General features: G+C 62.3%; 11 protein-coding genes. 5 read left to right on the top strand and 6 right to left on the bottom strand.

Annotation, left to right across the window (positions count from 1 at the left end):
* Positions 1 to 31: 31 nt before the first annotated feature.
* The 3 genes from EI290_RS00165 to EI290_RS00155 all read left to right on the top strand — a co-directional run bounded on the left by EI290_RS00165 (position 32) and on the right by EI290_RS00155 (position 2,278).
* On the top strand, positions 32 to 697 hold the full coding sequence (locus EI290_RS00165) for a spermidine synthase (RefSeq protein ID WP_125425439.1): 666 nt from the start codon (positions 32 to 34) through the stop codon (positions 695 to 697).
* 84 nt (positions 698 to 781) lie between these two features.
* On the top strand, positions 782 to 1,438 hold the full coding sequence (locus EI290_RS00160) for a DedA family protein (protein WP_125425437.1): 657 nt from the start codon (positions 782 to 784) through the stop codon (positions 1,436 to 1,438).
* Between the two features lie 96 nt (positions 1,439 to 1,534).
* Positions 1,535 to 2,278 (top strand): shikimate dehydrogenase family protein, encoded by a 744-nt coding sequence (locus EI290_RS00155; protein WP_125425435.1) that lies wholly within the window; start codon positions 1,535 to 1,537, stop codon positions 2,276 to 2,278.
* Between the two features lie 110 nt (positions 2,279 to 2,388).
* Here the strand turns inward: EI290_RS00155 and EI290_RS00150 are convergent, their stop codons facing one another.
* Positions 2,389 to 4,875 (bottom strand): outer membrane beta-barrel family protein, encoded by a 2,487-nt coding sequence (locus tag EI290_RS00150; protein ID WP_125425433.1) that lies wholly within the window; start codon positions 4,873 to 4,875, stop codon positions 2,389 to 2,391.
* Positions 4,876 to 5,190: 315 nt separating this feature from the next.
* On the opposite strand from EI290_RS00150, the gene EI290_RS00145 reads away from it, so the two are divergent.
* Together EI290_RS00145 and EI290_RS00140 are read left to right on the top strand one after the other, a co-directional pair.
* Positions 5,191 to 6,312, top strand: coding sequence for a sensor histidine kinase (locus tag EI290_RS00145; RefSeq protein ID WP_125425431.1), 1,122 nt, complete (start codon positions 5,191 to 5,193; stop codon positions 6,310 to 6,312).
* 189 nt (positions 6,313 to 6,501) lie between these two features.
* Positions 6,502 to 7,260 carry a LytR/AlgR family response regulator transcription factor gene (locus tag EI290_RS00140; RefSeq protein WP_125425429.1) on the top strand — a complete coding sequence of 253 codons (759 nt, stop codon included), beginning with the start codon at positions 6,502 to 6,504 and terminating at the stop codon, positions 7,258 to 7,260.
* A gap of 96 nt (positions 7,261 to 7,356) precedes the next feature.
* Here the strand turns inward: EI290_RS00140 and EI290_RS00135 are convergent, their stop codons facing one another.
* The 5 genes from EI290_RS00135 to EI290_RS00115 all read right to left on the bottom strand — a co-directional run bounded on the left by EI290_RS00135 (position 7,357) and on the right by EI290_RS00115 (position 13,277).
* The gene (locus tag EI290_RS00135) at positions 7,357 to 9,927 is read right to left on the bottom strand and encodes a TonB-dependent receptor domain-containing protein (RefSeq protein ID WP_125425427.1); all 2,571 of its coding nucleotides are present in this window, start codon (positions 9,925 to 9,927) and stop codon (positions 7,357 to 7,359) included.
* A gap of 292 nt (positions 9,928 to 10,219) precedes the next feature.
* Positions 10,220 to 10,918 (bottom strand): DUF4097 family beta strand repeat-containing protein, encoded by a 699-nt coding sequence (locus EI290_RS00130; protein ID WP_125425425.1) that lies wholly within the window; start codon positions 10,916 to 10,918, stop codon positions 10,220 to 10,222.
* A gap of 46 nt (positions 10,919 to 10,964) precedes the next feature.
* The gene (locus EI290_RS00125) at positions 10,965 to 11,735 is read right to left on the bottom strand and encodes a DUF4097 family beta strand repeat-containing protein (RefSeq protein ID WP_125425423.1); all 771 of its coding nucleotides are present in this window, start codon (positions 11,733 to 11,735) and stop codon (positions 10,965 to 10,967) included.
* A gap of 106 nt (positions 11,736 to 11,841) precedes the next feature.
* Entirely contained in the window at positions 11,842 to 12,702 is an 861-nt protein-coding gene (locus EI290_RS00120) for a HEAT repeat domain-containing protein (RefSeq protein ID WP_185816769.1), read from the bottom strand.
* A 29-nt stretch (positions 12,703 to 12,731) separates the two neighbouring features.
* Complete coding sequence (locus EI290_RS00115; RefSeq protein WP_125425419.1) at positions 12,732 to 13,277, bottom strand: RNA polymerase sigma factor; 546 nt, start codon at positions 13,275 to 13,277, stop codon at positions 12,732 to 12,734.
* Positions 13,278 to 13,413: the final 136 nt, after the last annotated feature.

Here is a 13,413-nt window from a genome sequence, read left to right as displayed (position 1 = left end):
GCGCCACCGGGAGGCCGTATGTTTGTCTCTCATGATGAACAAGCTGCTGACCTCCCTGCACAATTGGATAAGCTATGCCCTGCCTTTGGCCCGGCGTGTGCCCTCGCGCTACAGTCCGGGGCTGGTGGTGCGCCAGTACCAGGGCCGTAAGGTGCTCGATACGCGCTTCGCCAACTACAGCTACGGGCCGTTGCAGCAGGTACTGCGCTATGCTCTTCTGCACGTCGGCGCCGGTTCGCCCGCCGCGCCCGTGCTGGTGCTGGGCATGGGCGGTGGGGGCATCATTCAGCTGCTGCGGCAGGAGCGGGGCCATACCGGCCCGATTACGGCCGTGGAGCTGGACCCTGCCGTGGTAGAGGTGGCCGCCACGGAGTTCAACATCCGGCCCGATGCCACGCTGGACATTGTGTGCGCCGATGCCTTTGCCTGGCTGCCCACGGCCCCCACGGCCGCCTACGAGCTGGTGGTGGTGGATGTGTTTCTGGATTTGCTGCTGCCCCCGGCACTCTCGGAGCCCGGCTGCTGGCAGCACCTGCGGCGGGTGCTCCGGCCTGGGGGCACGGTGGTGCTGAACACCCTGCTCCAGGTCCCGCTTTACATCGGCGGGCAGCCCGCCCCGGAGTACCTGCCGGGACTGGGCCTACAGGTGAAAGAGCTGGAGGTGGAGTATAACTTGGTATTGATTGCGCGGGGCTGAAGCCACGCCGGCGCTACACCCCACCGGAGGCCATGAAGCGGGCAACGGATAAAGCGCTTTCTTTGCAGCCTCATTACTGCCCCTATGGAAATCCTGAAGCATCTGCTTGATTTTGTGCTCCACCTCGATAAGCACCTGGCTGAAATTATTCAGCAGTACGGCACCTGGACCTACGCCATTCTGTTTCTGATCATCTTCGTGGAAACGGGGGTGGTGGTGCTGCCCTTCCTGCCCGGCGACTCCCTGCTATTTGCCGCCGGGGCTTTGGCCGCCAACCCAGCCAACGGCCTGAGCGTGTGGATTGTAATTGGGCTGCTGATTCTGGCGGCCGTGCTGGGCGATACGCTCAACTACCACATCGGCGACTACCTGGGGCCGCGGGTGTTTCGGGAAAACTCGCGCTGGCTGAAGCGGGAGCACCTGGACCGCACCCAGGAGTTCTACCACAAGCACGGGGCCAAAACCATCATTATTGCCCGCTTCATTCCCATCATCCGCACGTTTGCCCCTTTTGTGGCAGGTATCGGCACCATGAGCTACTCCAAGTTTCTGTCGTATAACCTGATTGGGGCGGTGCTGTGGGTAGTGCTGCTGACGGGGGCTGGCTACTTCCTGGGTAGCTTCCAGTGGATTCAGAACAATTTCGGCCTGCTCACACTCCTCATTATTTTCGTGTCGGTGCTGCCGGCCGTGTGGGAGTTTTTTAAAGCCCGCCGGGAGAGCAAGCGCCGGGTAGCGTAACCAGAAACGGACACCTCTACCACAGAAACCGTCCCGGCTGCTTTGGCCGGGGCGGTTTTTTTTGTTGCTTACCACCTGAACCCCAGCCCCCGCATTATGCCGGAATTCGGACTCCTTGGCCGCTCCCTGAAGCATTCCTTTTCCCAAACCTACTTCACCCAGAAGTTTCATAACCTGGGACTGGACGACCACCACTACGAACTGTTTGAGCTGACCATAATTCAGGAGTTGCCCGCCCTGCTAACGGCGCATCCGGAGCTGCGGGGGCTTAATGTAACTATTCCGTACAAGGAGCAGGTGTGGCCGTTTTTGAATGCGGTGGCACCCTCCGCCGCGAAAGTAGGAGCCGTAAACGTCATTGAATTTCGGGAAGATGGGCACCTGATTGGGCACAATACCGACTATGCAGGCTTCCGGGACTCCTTGCGCAGCTTCCTGCCTAATGGCAACCTGTCGGCAATTCGGGCATTGGTGCTGGGCAGCGGCGGAGCCTCCAAGGCGGTAGAGGTAGCCTTACGGGAGTTGGGCATCGGTTATTGGGTGGTGTCGCGCAATGCCATGGGGGCGGGCCTTACCTACCAGGAGCTGACGCCCCGGCTGCTACAGGAACATCAGCTCATCATCAATACCACTCCGCTGGGCACTTTCCCGGAGGTGCACGAGTGCCCGCCCATCCCCTACGAAGCCCTCAGTGGCCAGCACTACCTCTACGACCTGATTTACAATCCCCGCGAAACCGAATTCATGCGGCGCGGCCAGGCCGCCGGGGCCTCCACCAAAAACGGCTTCGAGATGCTCTGCCTGCAAGCCGAAGCCGCCTGGAAAATCTGGAATAGGTGAAAGAAGTAGAAAAGGCCTGTCATCCTGAGCTTGCGAAGGACCTTATCTTGTCTGAACGAGTCGTTCGAACGTAATAAGGTCCTTCGCAAGCTCAGGATGACAGGCGTTTATTACCCGCCCTGCTGGCCGCCGCTGCCGCTGCCTTTGCCGTCGTCGTTGCGGATGGAGCGGCGCTGGCGCTGGCCGCCTTCCAGCTTACCGAAGCGGTAGTTGAAGGACAGGCGGAAGCTGCGCTGATAGGAGTAGAAGGAGCCGTAATTGACGAAATCGGGGGTAGTGGTGGTGCTGCGGAACTCGCGGCCGGGGGCCAGGAAGTTGTTGAGGCCGAGGGTGAGGTCGGCTTTTTCGGCCAGCAGCAGCTTTTTCGCGCTCAGGCCGTAGTACACGCCTCCGGAGTAGCGCGTCTGGAGCTGCACGCCCCCGGTCCAGAAGCCGCCGTAGCCCTGAACGGTGTAGGTTTTTCCCAGCTTCAGGGAGGAGTTGATGTTCATGTACAGGCTGGCCCGGCTGTTGGTGCCCTGCAATACCGTGCTGTACAGGCGGGTATAGTCGGCGCTGAGGTTGGAGCTCAGGTCCCAGTGTTTGAGCGGTTTCCAGGAGCCATACAGATTCACGCCGTAGTTGTACACCGTAGCCAGGTTGCCAAAAGTAGTTTCGTTGCGGGCTAAGGCCTGATTGTAGGCGCTGAACTGCTCAATCGAGTTACCGGTGCGCCGCACAAACGCCGAGCCGTTGAAGGAGCCTTTCTCGCTGAACGTACCGTAGCCCAGCTCCAGTAAATCGGCCGTTTCGGGCCGCAGGCGGGGGTTGCCAAAGCTGACCGAGCTGGGCGTTACCTGGTTGACGTAGGGGTTCAGAAAATAAATCTGGGGGCGCTGGATGCGGCGGGAGTAGCTCAGGCGCAGCGTCTGACCGTCCTTCCGGAGGGTGCGGGTGGCGCTGAGGTTGGGCAGCACGTTCAGGTAGTCGTTCTGAAAGCGGCCGGCTTCGTTCTGAAACTCGCCCGCAATACCCGTGCGCTCCAGGCGTGTGCCCAGGCTGAAAGCATACTTCTTGCCCAAGCTAAAATTGTAGGTGCCGTAGGCCGCCAGCACGTTCTGGCGGTAGTCGAAGCGGTTGGAGCGCGGGATGCTGCGCGCGAAGTCGGTTTGCCGGCTCACCAGCAGCGTGTCCAGGGTGTAGTCGCTGCGCACCTGCCGGCCAATATGCTTGGCCCCCAGCTCCAGTGTGTTCTTCTCCCCAAACGGATGGGTATAGTCGGTCTGGAAGGTAGTTTCGAGGTTGCGGGCCAGGTTGCGGCTGGCCTCCCGGTACTCTACGGGGCCGCCGTACAGCTCAGTCGTCGGAAACTGGTCGAGGCGGTACTGGCCCTGGCTGCGGTTGTTGGTATGCTGAGCCAGCACGCTCCACTCGCGGCGGGGCTGCTGCTCCCCGAAAGTGCGGGTGTAGCCCGCGTTCAGGTCGAAGTTGCGGCTTTCATCCTGCCGGAGAATGTCGCGGGTATAGAGCGTATCCAGCCGGGGCTGGCCCTGGTACTGGTTGAATAGCTCCTGGGGCGTGCTGTTGCGGTAGAGGTTGCCGTTGCCGCTCACCGTAAAGCTGTGCAGGGGCGAGGGGTCGTAGGTAAGCTCCAGCTGCCCGTAGCCGCCCCGGCCCTGGTTGCGGGAGGTAGTGCGCTCGGTAAGCTGGCCGGTACCGCCACCGGGCAGGTAGCTGGTGCGCTCCGTAAGGCTTTTGAACGGGTAGAGGTTGCGGAAGCCGCTGAGCTTGGTGTTCAGCCCCACCTTGCCGCGCTTGGTGTTCAGGCTGCCGTTGAGGCCCTGGTTGCGGTTGCCCCCGCTGGCCCCCACGCTGCCGCTGGTGCCCTGCAGGCTGTTCTTTTTGAGTACGATGTTGATGACCCCGCCCGAGCCTTCCCCGTCGTACTTGGCCGAGGGCGCCGTAATCACCTCAATGGCCTTAATCTGGTCGGCCGGAATCTGTTTGAGGGCTTCGGCCAGGTTGCCGGCCAACAGGGCGGAGGGCTTGTTGTTGAGGAGGATGCGCACGTTGCCGGTGCCGCGCAGCTGCACGTTGCCTTCCCCGTCTACGTTCACCAGTGGGGTTTTGCGCAGAATATCGGTGGCCGTGCCCCCGGCATTGCTGGCGTCCTGGTCGGCGTTGTATACCAGGCGGCCGGGCTTGGTTTCCACCACCGGCCGCTCCCCGGTCACGGTTACGCCGGCCAGGTTCTGGGCCGAGGCCGTAAGCGTGAGGTTGCCCAGGTTTTGGGGCTCGGCGGTAATAGTCACCGGTTGCACCAGGCTGCCATAGCCCACAAAGCTGATTTGCAGCCGAAACGCGCCGGTGGGCAGGTCGCGCAGCTCAAAGCGGCCATCCGCATCACAGGTGCCGCCCAGCAGCGGGACCGTGCCGGTAGCGGGCAGCAGGGCCACGGTGGCATATTCCACGGGCTTCTGGGTGGTGGCATCCAGCACGCGCCCACTCAGGCGGCCGGGACCCTTGGTAGCGGAAACGGTGGTGGCAGGAGGGGTCTGGGCGAAGGTAGCCACCGGCACCGTGGCCGCCAGCAAAAGCACCGGGAAGAATTGCTTCATAAAAACGATAAGCGGGATAATAGGGCAGAATCGGGAGCGAAATGATACAAACGTAGCCGTAGTACCGGCAAGGAGCGGAATAATTCAACCAACGTTGCACCCCGGTCAATCAATAGGCAGAATGCGCACACCGCTAACCTGCGGGGGCGGTTTGCTTCGGCGGCCTGCTGCCATATCAGTACTGCTCCCGGTAGCATTTCTCTCTTATTCTCTTCCAACCCGCATTGGTTGAAACCCGGGCCAGGCTGGTTGAAAAACCCGTCTGGTTGCCGGCAGATATGCTACTTTGCCGGCCTGCCGTTTCACCCGTTGCCTTTGCCGTTTCAGAACCCCTCCCGTCCCCTTTCGCGCCGCGTCCGTCCGGCCTGGCCGCTGCCCGCGTGGCTGCGGCGGCTGCCCTGGGTGCACCTGGGCTGGTTCGCGCTGCTGCTGTACTTTGATGCCCAGGGCTGGCTGCTCAACCAGGGCGTGCTCGTACCGCCGCTCAAAAACCACTTCTGGCCCCTGGCTCTTACCACCGATGCCCTGGATTCGGGCCTGTTTTACCTGAACTGGCTGACGATGCCCGCGCTGCTTCGGCGGGGGCGACTGGGGGCGTACGTGCTGGTGCTGGCGCTGGGGCTGGGCGTGTTCTGCGCGGCCCGCATTGGGGTGAGCTACTACTTTGAGGAAGTGAAAATTCGGGGGCAGATGCAGCCGCTGGGCTTCTACGTGCAGGTGCTGCAGAGCTACTACCTGCTGCTGGGCGGACTGATTCTGCTGCTGAGCTTCTTCCTGCGGCTGGCCGGCGACTACCTGCGGGAGCAAGGCCACCGCCGGGAGCTGGAGCAGCAGCACCTGCGTACTGAGCTGGCTTTGCTCAAAAACCAGTTGCACCCACACTTCCTCTTCAACACCCTCAACAATATCTACTCCCTCACCCTGCACGCCTCGCCCCAGGCCCCGGAAGCGGTGCTGCGCCTCTCCGAGCTGCTACGCTACCAGCTCTACGACAGCCAGGACGACCTGGTGCCCCTGGCCCGGGAAATTCACCACCTGCAAAGCTTCCTCACGCTGCAGCACCTGCGCCTGCCCCCCGAAGAGGCCGATGAGGCAATTCAGTTCACGGTGCTGCTGCCGCCCGGTGCCGACCACGCCTGCCAACTGCCGCCCATGCTGCTGCTGCCCCTGGTAGAAAACGCCTTCAAGCACGGCGACCTGACGGTGCGGCCCCACGCCGTGCGCCTCAAGCTGGAGCTCACGCCCGAGGGCCAGCTGCAGTTTCTGGTGCGCAACCGGGTAGCCCCGGAGGCTGCAAGTCCCGGCGGGGTGGGCCTCGTAAACCTGCGCCGCCGCCTGGAGCTGCTGTATCCCGAGCGGCACGCCCTGGTAATTACCGCCAACGCCCAGGAATACGCCGTGCGGCTGTCGGTGCAGGTGAGTAGCCCGGTCTCCTGAGCCCCGCGAAGGACCTTCTGTTCTGGCATCATTTCTCGCAGAGGTTCGCAGAGGGATGCGCAGAGAGGAGAGCAGAGGCTGTTCAGTAGCTTGTCGTTCCAATGTGAGAAGGTCCCTCGCAGGCGGACGACAGATGAAGCATAACGGAACAACAACAATTAACCACCAACTAGCAGCAACCAATCCGCCATGTCCCTTCCCGAAGCCAATACTCGTCGCCCGCTGAGCTGCGTGGTGGTGGATGATGAGCCGCTGGCCCTAAAAGTGCTGGCTGACTACTGCGCGCAGGTACCGTTTCTGGAGCTGCGGGGGCAGTTTCAGGAGGCACTGACGGCGGTGGCGTTTCTGCAGGATAACCCCGTGGATGTAGTATTTCTGGACATTCAGATGCCCCGCCTTACGGGCCTGCAACTGGCCCAGCTGCTGCCCGTGCCCCGCCCGCTCATCATCTTCACCACCGCCCACCCCGATTATGCCGTGCAGAGCTACGAGCTGCCCGCTCTCGATTACCTACTTAAGCCTATTTCCTTCGAGCGGTTTGTGCAGGCGGCCCACCGGGCCCGCGCCGCCCTGCTGCCAGCTCCCGCGGCGGCGGGCCAGCCGGAGCCGGCCGAAACCGCCGAGCCCGGCGAGGCTCTGTTCGTGAAGCAGGACAGCCGCCTGCGCCGCGTACCCATTGATGAGCTCTACTACGCCGAGGGTCAGAAGGAATACCTGATGTACTATACGGCCACCGGCAAAGTGCTAACCCTACAGTCCTTCCGCAAGCTGGAGGAGCTGTTACCGGCCGGCCGCTTTGCCCGCATCCATAAATCCTACCTCATTAACCTGCGCCACCTGGAGTTTGTGGAGCGCCACCGCGTGCAGGTGCACGGCGCCAGCCTGCCCATCGGCGAAACCTACCGGGAGGCATTCCTGGAACTGCTGCGGTATCATGGAAAGCTGTGAAATCAATTAAAAATTAAAAATGAGCCGTTGGACGGTCCGGTTTCGGCTTCGTCCAACGGCTCATTTTTAATTTTTAATTCTCAATTATTAATTGACTCAATTCCCTTGCTGCCCGTCGCCGCCCTGCTTCACGTCGTCGTTCTGAATGCTCTTGCGGCGTTTCTGGGGTTGCTGCGACACTTTACCGAAGCGGTAGTTGAAGGCCAGGCGCACCCCGCGCAGGTAGATGTAATTGTTACTCTCCTGGCGGAACTGGTCGGTGTTGAGGGTGGTGCTCAGGTTGCGGGTTGCCTGCAGGAAGTTGTCGGCGTTCAAGGTCAAATCAGCCTTGTCCTTGAGCAAATTTTTACGCAGGCCCAGGGAGTAGAACGTCCAGGCCGCCTGGCGGCCCTGCAACTGCACCCGGGGCGAGTTTAGACCCCCGAAGAACTGCACGCTCAGGCCCTTCTCAAACTTGTAGCCTGAGTTCAGGTTCAGGTTGTACATCACCCCGCTGTTGTTAAGGCCCAGGGCCGCGCTTTTTAAGGACACGTAGTACACATTCACGTTGCCGCTCACATCCCACTTCGGCACTGGCTTCACCGAGCCAAACAGGCTGATGCCGTAGGTGGCGTTGCGGCCGATGTTGCGGAAGGTCTGGTTGTTCACCCCATTCTCCACGAACCGGTAGCTTTCAATGGCGTTGCCGGTGCGGCGGGTGTAGGCCGACATATTCAGCACCGAGCCTTTGATGAAGGTGGTATAGTTGATTTCGTAGCTATCCGTCAGCTCGGGCTCCAACTGGGGGTTACCGTAGCTCACATTCAGCGTATCGGAGGTGTTGCGGAAGGGGTTCAGGTAGAAAATCTGGGGGCGCTGGATGCGCTTGGAGTAGGCCAGCCGCAGGGTTTGGCCCGGTTTCTTGGGGTTTTGGGGCTGGTAGCTCAGGCTCAGGTTGGGCAGCAGGTTGGTGTAGTTCTGCTGCACGGCCGAGTTTTCGCTCTGCTGCTGCTGGAAGTTGCCGTTAATGCGCGTATTCTCCACCCGGGCCCCCAGTTTAAAGCTCACTTTCTTGCTGGCCGAAAACCCGTAGGTCCCGTAGCCCGACAGCACATCCTGGTTGTAGTCGAACAGGTTGGAGCGACTGGGGTTGTACACCGGGTCGAGGCTGCTGCCCGTAGCCGGGCTGTTGAACACGTCATAGTCGCTGCTCACGCGGCGCAGAATGGCCTTGGCTCCGGTTTCCAGCAACGCCGTTTCCGAAAAAGGGTGGGCGTAGTCGGTCTGGAGGGTGGTTTCCACGTTGCGCGAGAGGTTATCCGACTCCTCCCGGTAGTTTTTGGCCTGGTTCTCGGTGGTATTGCCCGCAAACTGATCGAGGTGGTAGGCCTGCACGTTGCGGTTGCGGGTGTGCTGGGCCAGTACGCTCCACTCCCGGCGCTTTTCGGCAAAGGTGCGGGTGTAGGAGCCGCTCATGTCGTAGCTCTGGGTGCGGAAGCGGCGCTCCGTGTCGCGGGTAAAAGGGCTGCTCACTGGCAGCAGCACGTTGTTGAACTGGTCGTAGTTGCCGCTGTTGCGAAACAGGTTGCCCTGCACGTTCAGCGTGAGGTTGTGGTACTGGGCAGGGTCATAATCCAGGCCCAGGCGCCCAAAACCGCCACCCCCGATGGTATTCCCGTCGCCTTGCTGCTCCAGGGAAAGGCGCTCCTGACCGTTGCCGTCCTTGAGGTAGCGGGTGAGGTCGTTGCGGTTGGGGCTGTAAAACATAAAGCCGCTGACGGAGCTGGTGAGGCCCACTTTGCCCTTGCGGTAGTTGAGTGAGGCGTTGCCGTTGGAGCTACGGGTACCAGCCGCCAGCCCCACCGAGCCGTTCACGCCCTCCAGGTTGTTCTTTTTGAGCGTGATGTTGATGATGCCGCCCGTACCTTCCGCGTCGTACTTGGCCGAGGGCGTGGTAATCACCTCCACGCTCTTAATCTGGTCGGCCGGAATCTGCTTCATGGCATCGGCCACGGAGGAGGCCACAATGCCCGAGGGCTTGTTGTTGATGAGTACCCGCACGTTGCTGGTGCCGCGCAGCTCCACGTTGCCGTCGGGGTCCACGTTTACCAGCGGCACTTTGCGCAGCACGTCGGCCGCCGTGCCGCCGGTGTTGGTCAGGTCCTTCTCAGCATTGTACACAATGCGGTCCGGCTTCGTTTCAATAACATCCCGTTCCCCGGTCACGGTTACTTCCCCCAGCTTCTGGGCCGAGCTTTCCAGGCTGATGGTGGGCACCGTGGTCAGGCCCGCGCCAATAGTTACGTTGCGCGTCTGGGTGGCATACCCGATAAAGCTGATCTGGAGCCGGAACTCGCCGGCGGCCAGGCCCTGCAGCTTAAAGCGGCCCCGCTCGTCGCACACGCCCCCATCCAGGGGCGTAGTGCCGCTTAGCGGTAGCAGCGTAATGGTAGCAAACTCCACGGGCTTCTTGGTAGCGGCATCCAGCACGGTGCCCTCCAGCCGGCCGCTGCCTTTGGCTGCCGTGGGCAGAATTGGCTTGGCCGGAGCCGCGGTGCCGGGCTGGCCCGGGGCCCCGGCGGGGCGCTGGCCCGTGGCCGGGGGCGCGCCGGCCGGGGGCGTAGTCTGGGCCAGCACCGGGGTTGCCAGCAAACCGGTAAGCAGCAGCGGGAGGGTAACAGTCTTCATAGAAATGGGTAGCCAGGAATGAGTAGACAAAGAGAGCCGCCACCAAGGCGGAAGACAAGAAAAATTGGCTGAAGTGTAGCAGGCGGATTCCGAAGTGTGGTGGCCGCAATGACCAGGAGCAGAATCGTGCCGGGGGTGGTTGTGGTAAGGGCCCGTAGCAGGCAGGGCGGATAGGTAGTTCAGTGAGACAAAGCTCTGCCGCTCACGTTTGTCACGCCGGTTTATTCAACAAATCCGATACTGACAACCGGCAACGCCCCCGCACCTCCCGCCAATAAGGCCCCGGCGCGGGCTACCGGGCTTCCCGGAAAAACACGTCCCCACTAATGGATTCCAGGCGCAGCGCCGGGCCTGTACCCCCGCGCAGGCTACCGCGCACCTCGTAGCCCACCGGGGAGCTGTACCGCTGCTGTTGCTGAAACGCCACCGACGGACTAGTATATACCTCGCCCGTAATGGATTTCAGGGCCACTTGGGCACTGCGGTTGGCTGGCCAGCTCACATCCACAAAGCCGCTGATGGACTTGGCATACAGCTCGCCCGTAAGGCCCTGCACCTCCACGTTGCCATTGATAGTGCTGATGCGCATGCTGGTGTTGGCCGGTAGCGTTACCTCGCACACAATATCAGCGCATACGCGGGCAGAATTTTTGCCGCCGTAGTACCAGGAGGCGCTGTCGGGGCAGTTGCCGGACTGAGCCTGGGCTAAACGCTGCGTATCCAGGTTGGAGGTTACCGTCAGCTGCGAGTCGGTGCGGCTCAGGTTCAGCTGAAAGGCATCGTTGAGGGTGTTCTGGTTGATGTTTACGGTAGCTCGCACCCGCAGCTGCCCATCGGTGGCGGGCCGCACCCGGATGGTATTCGCAAACTTCAGGTTCAGCAGCACCATCTGCGAGGGTGCTATGGGGGCGCGTTGCTCGGTAACGGTTTGGGCCCGGGCGGCCTGAGCAGTGAAGAGGGCCAGCAGCCCCAGCAGCAGAAAACGAACCATGACGAGTTGGAAGAGAAAAGGTGAAACGGAGTAGGTGCGGGCCGCCTTATTTGGCTTTGCGCAGAAAAACGTTGCCGCTGATAGTATTCAGCGTCATCTTAAAGCCTCCCCCGTTCAGGGGCACCGTTACGGTTTGGCCACCCACGCGGGCCAGGCCATCGGGGGTAGGTTTGGGGTTCAGGTCGAAATCGGTGTACACCTCTCCCGACATGGAGCGCAGGCTCACCGTGGCTTTGGTAGCAGTAGGCAGGGTCACATCGAGGTTGCCGCTGATCAGCGACACGGCCGTGGGGCCCTGAGCACCCGGGGCAAGCTGCAGGGTCACGTCGCCGCTGGTGCTGTTGGCCACTACCGGCCCTGTAATACCCAGGAGCGTAGCATTACCGTTTTTCATGGCCAGCTCCAGGCTGCCGCTGAGGTTGGTTACGGTAAGGTTGCTGCCCGTCCAGGTGCCTTCCCGAAACGTGAGGCTGGTATTGCGGGGTACGCGCAAGGTATAGATGGCCTCCTTGCGCGCCACCTGCTGCACCCGCAGGGTATTGCCCTCAGCACTCACGGCCAGGCCCTGGCGCGTGTTGTCCTCGGTCGACTGATACACTGGCCGCAGGCCCTCGGCGCGCTTGGGCGGGGCCTCGTACGTACCGCCTTTGATGAGCACTTCGTCGCCGTCGTAGGTTTCTACCACCACGTCGCTGCCGCGCATTTCCATAATCAGGCGGCGGTCCTGGCGGTTAGCGAAGCGGGTTTTGTATTCCTGGGCCCGTAGGGTAGGGGCCACGCCGGCCGTCAGTAAGGCCAGCAGTAGGAGCTGTTTCATACAGAATGAAAAAAGGGAGATGAAGGAAAAACTGTGGGGTAGGCGCCACCCGGCAACGCCCCAGGGCGCGCCCGCAGCACGGTGAGCAAGCAGAGAGTGGAAAGAGTTAGATAAGCAGGCCCAGGCCCCGCTCGGCCTGTTGCCGCACGGGGGGCAGCACTCCGGGCTGCCGGGCCAGCTGCTCCAGCGGGGCCACGGCCCGCTTGTCGCGCAGGCTGATGAGCAGCTCAATCAGCGTAATCTGCACGTTCGGATCGGTTTGGTTGGGCAGGGCCTGCACCAGGGCCGGGCCCACGCGCGGGTCGGTACGGAGCTGAAACAGGGCTTCGGCCGCAGCCAGGCGCACATTGGGGTTGGGGTCGGCGTTGAGCAGGGTAATGAGCACCTGCACGGCCGGGTCGCCGGGCTGCACCTGCGCGGGCACGGCACTCACCAGGCTCAGCCGTCGGCTGGCCGGGGCCGACTGCACTATGGCCGCCGTGAGCCGGGCCGCCACCCCCGAGTCGGGTGCGGGCTGGCTGGCTACTTCCGGCTGGCTGGGCCGCAACAGCAGCCCCAGCACCATGCCCACCGCCAGCAGCGCCACCGAGGCGGCTACCCGCAGCCACGCGCCGGCCGGGCTGGCTTCCCACAGCGGCAGCACCCGGCCCGGCTGGGGGGTGGCGGGCGCTTCAGCAGGGGCTAAGGCGGGAGCGGAGTGGGGCAGGTGCTGCTTTTCGTGGGCAATGGCGGCCAGCAGCGCATCGTGCAGGGCCGGCGGGGGCAGCAGCAGCGGCTCGTCGTCGAGGGCATGGAGGAGGGTGCGGAGCTGCTGTACCTGCTGCTGGCAGGCCGGGCACCGGGGCAGGTGGGCGGCCACGGCGGCACTGTCGCTGGTGGGCAGCTCCTGCTCCACAAAGGCGGGCAGCAACGGCCGCAACGTCGAGCATTCGGGTAGTTCGGTGGCAGTAGCAGGAAAAGTAGCCATACGCATCAGGGGTACGAAGCCCATAAGAGTTAGTGGAAATACACCGCCCGCAAAGCCTCCAGCGCCCGGTGGGCTTTTACCCGGGCTGCTCCCTCCGAGCACCCCAGCATCTCCCCGATTTCGGCGTAGCTGAAGCCCTGGAAGCGGTGCAGCAGCAGCACTTCGCGCTGGGCCGCCGGCAGTAAACTCAGCGCCTCCTGCACCGATTGGGCGCAGTCGGTGGTGGCGTGGTGGTGCTGGGCGGCGTGGTGGTAGCCGGGGGTTTGCTCCAGGTGGTCGAGGTCGGTGGTGGGGCGGTGGCGCTGCCAATGGTCGGCGTGTACGTGCCGGGCCAGCTGGTACACCCAGGTGCGGAAGCTGAGAGTGGGCTGAAAGGTGTGGCGGTACTTGAGTACCCGCAGAAACACGTTTTGGGTCAGATCCCGCCCCACTTCCCGGTTGCCGCCGTTGAGGCGGGTCAGGAAGCCGAACAGGGGGCCGTGGTACCGCTCAAACAGCAGCGTGAGCTGGTCCAGGTCGTCGGCCTGAACCTGAAGCATCAGGTGCTCGTCGCTGAGAGGAGAAGTAGCTGCCACGCGGTGCTGCGAATAGTGGTGTTTGCTTCGATTACCGGGTAAATAACCATTCGTTACACGCCCCCCGAAAAATATTTTTCTCAGCCCCGTCCGTATTTGTACTTCAGTAGCGCAAAAGGCCGTTACGCCGGATGAA

Source organism: Hymenobacter metallilatus (assembly GCF_003944705.1).
Classification (GTDB): Bacteria; Bacteroidota; Bacteroidia; order Cytophagales; family Hymenobacteraceae; genus Hymenobacter; species Hymenobacter metallilatus.
Note: the sequence above shows the minus strand (reverse complement) of the source record. Positions and strands in the feature narration are given on the sequence as shown.

Coding starts and splice junctions, on each gene's coding strand:
- EI290_RS00160 (WP_125425437.1), top strand. CDS start 782: ATGGAAATCCTGAAGCATCTGCTTGATTTTGTGCTCCACCTCGATAAG.
- EI290_RS00165 (WP_125425439.1), top strand. CDS start 32: ATGATGAACAAGCTGCTGACCTCCCTGCACAATTGGATAAGCTATGCC.
- EI290_RS00130 (WP_125425425.1), bottom strand. CDS start 10,918: ATGGTTCGTTTTCTGCTGCTGGGGCTGCTGGCCCTCTTCACTGCTCAG.
- EI290_RS00135 (WP_125425427.1), bottom strand. CDS start 9,927: ATGAAGACTGTTACCCTCCCGCTGCTGCTTACCGGTTTGCTGGCAACC.
- EI290_RS00125 (WP_125425423.1), bottom strand. CDS start 11,735: ATGAAACAGCTCCTACTGCTGGCCTTACTGACGGCCGGCGTGGCCCCT.
- EI290_RS00150 (WP_125425433.1), bottom strand. CDS start 4,875: ATGAAGCAATTCTTCCCGGTGCTTTTGCTGGCGGCCACGGTGCCGGTG.
- EI290_RS00140 (WP_125425429.1), top strand. CDS start 6,502: ATGTCCCTTCCCGAAGCCAATACTCGTCGCCCGCTGAGCTGCGTGGTG.
- EI290_RS00155 (WP_125425435.1), top strand. CDS start 1,535: ATGCCGGAATTCGGACTCCTTGGCCGCTCCCTGAAGCATTCCTTTTCC.
- EI290_RS00120 (WP_185816769.1), bottom strand. CDS start 12,702: ATGGCTACTTTTCCTGCTACTGCCACCGAACTACCCGAATGCTCGACG.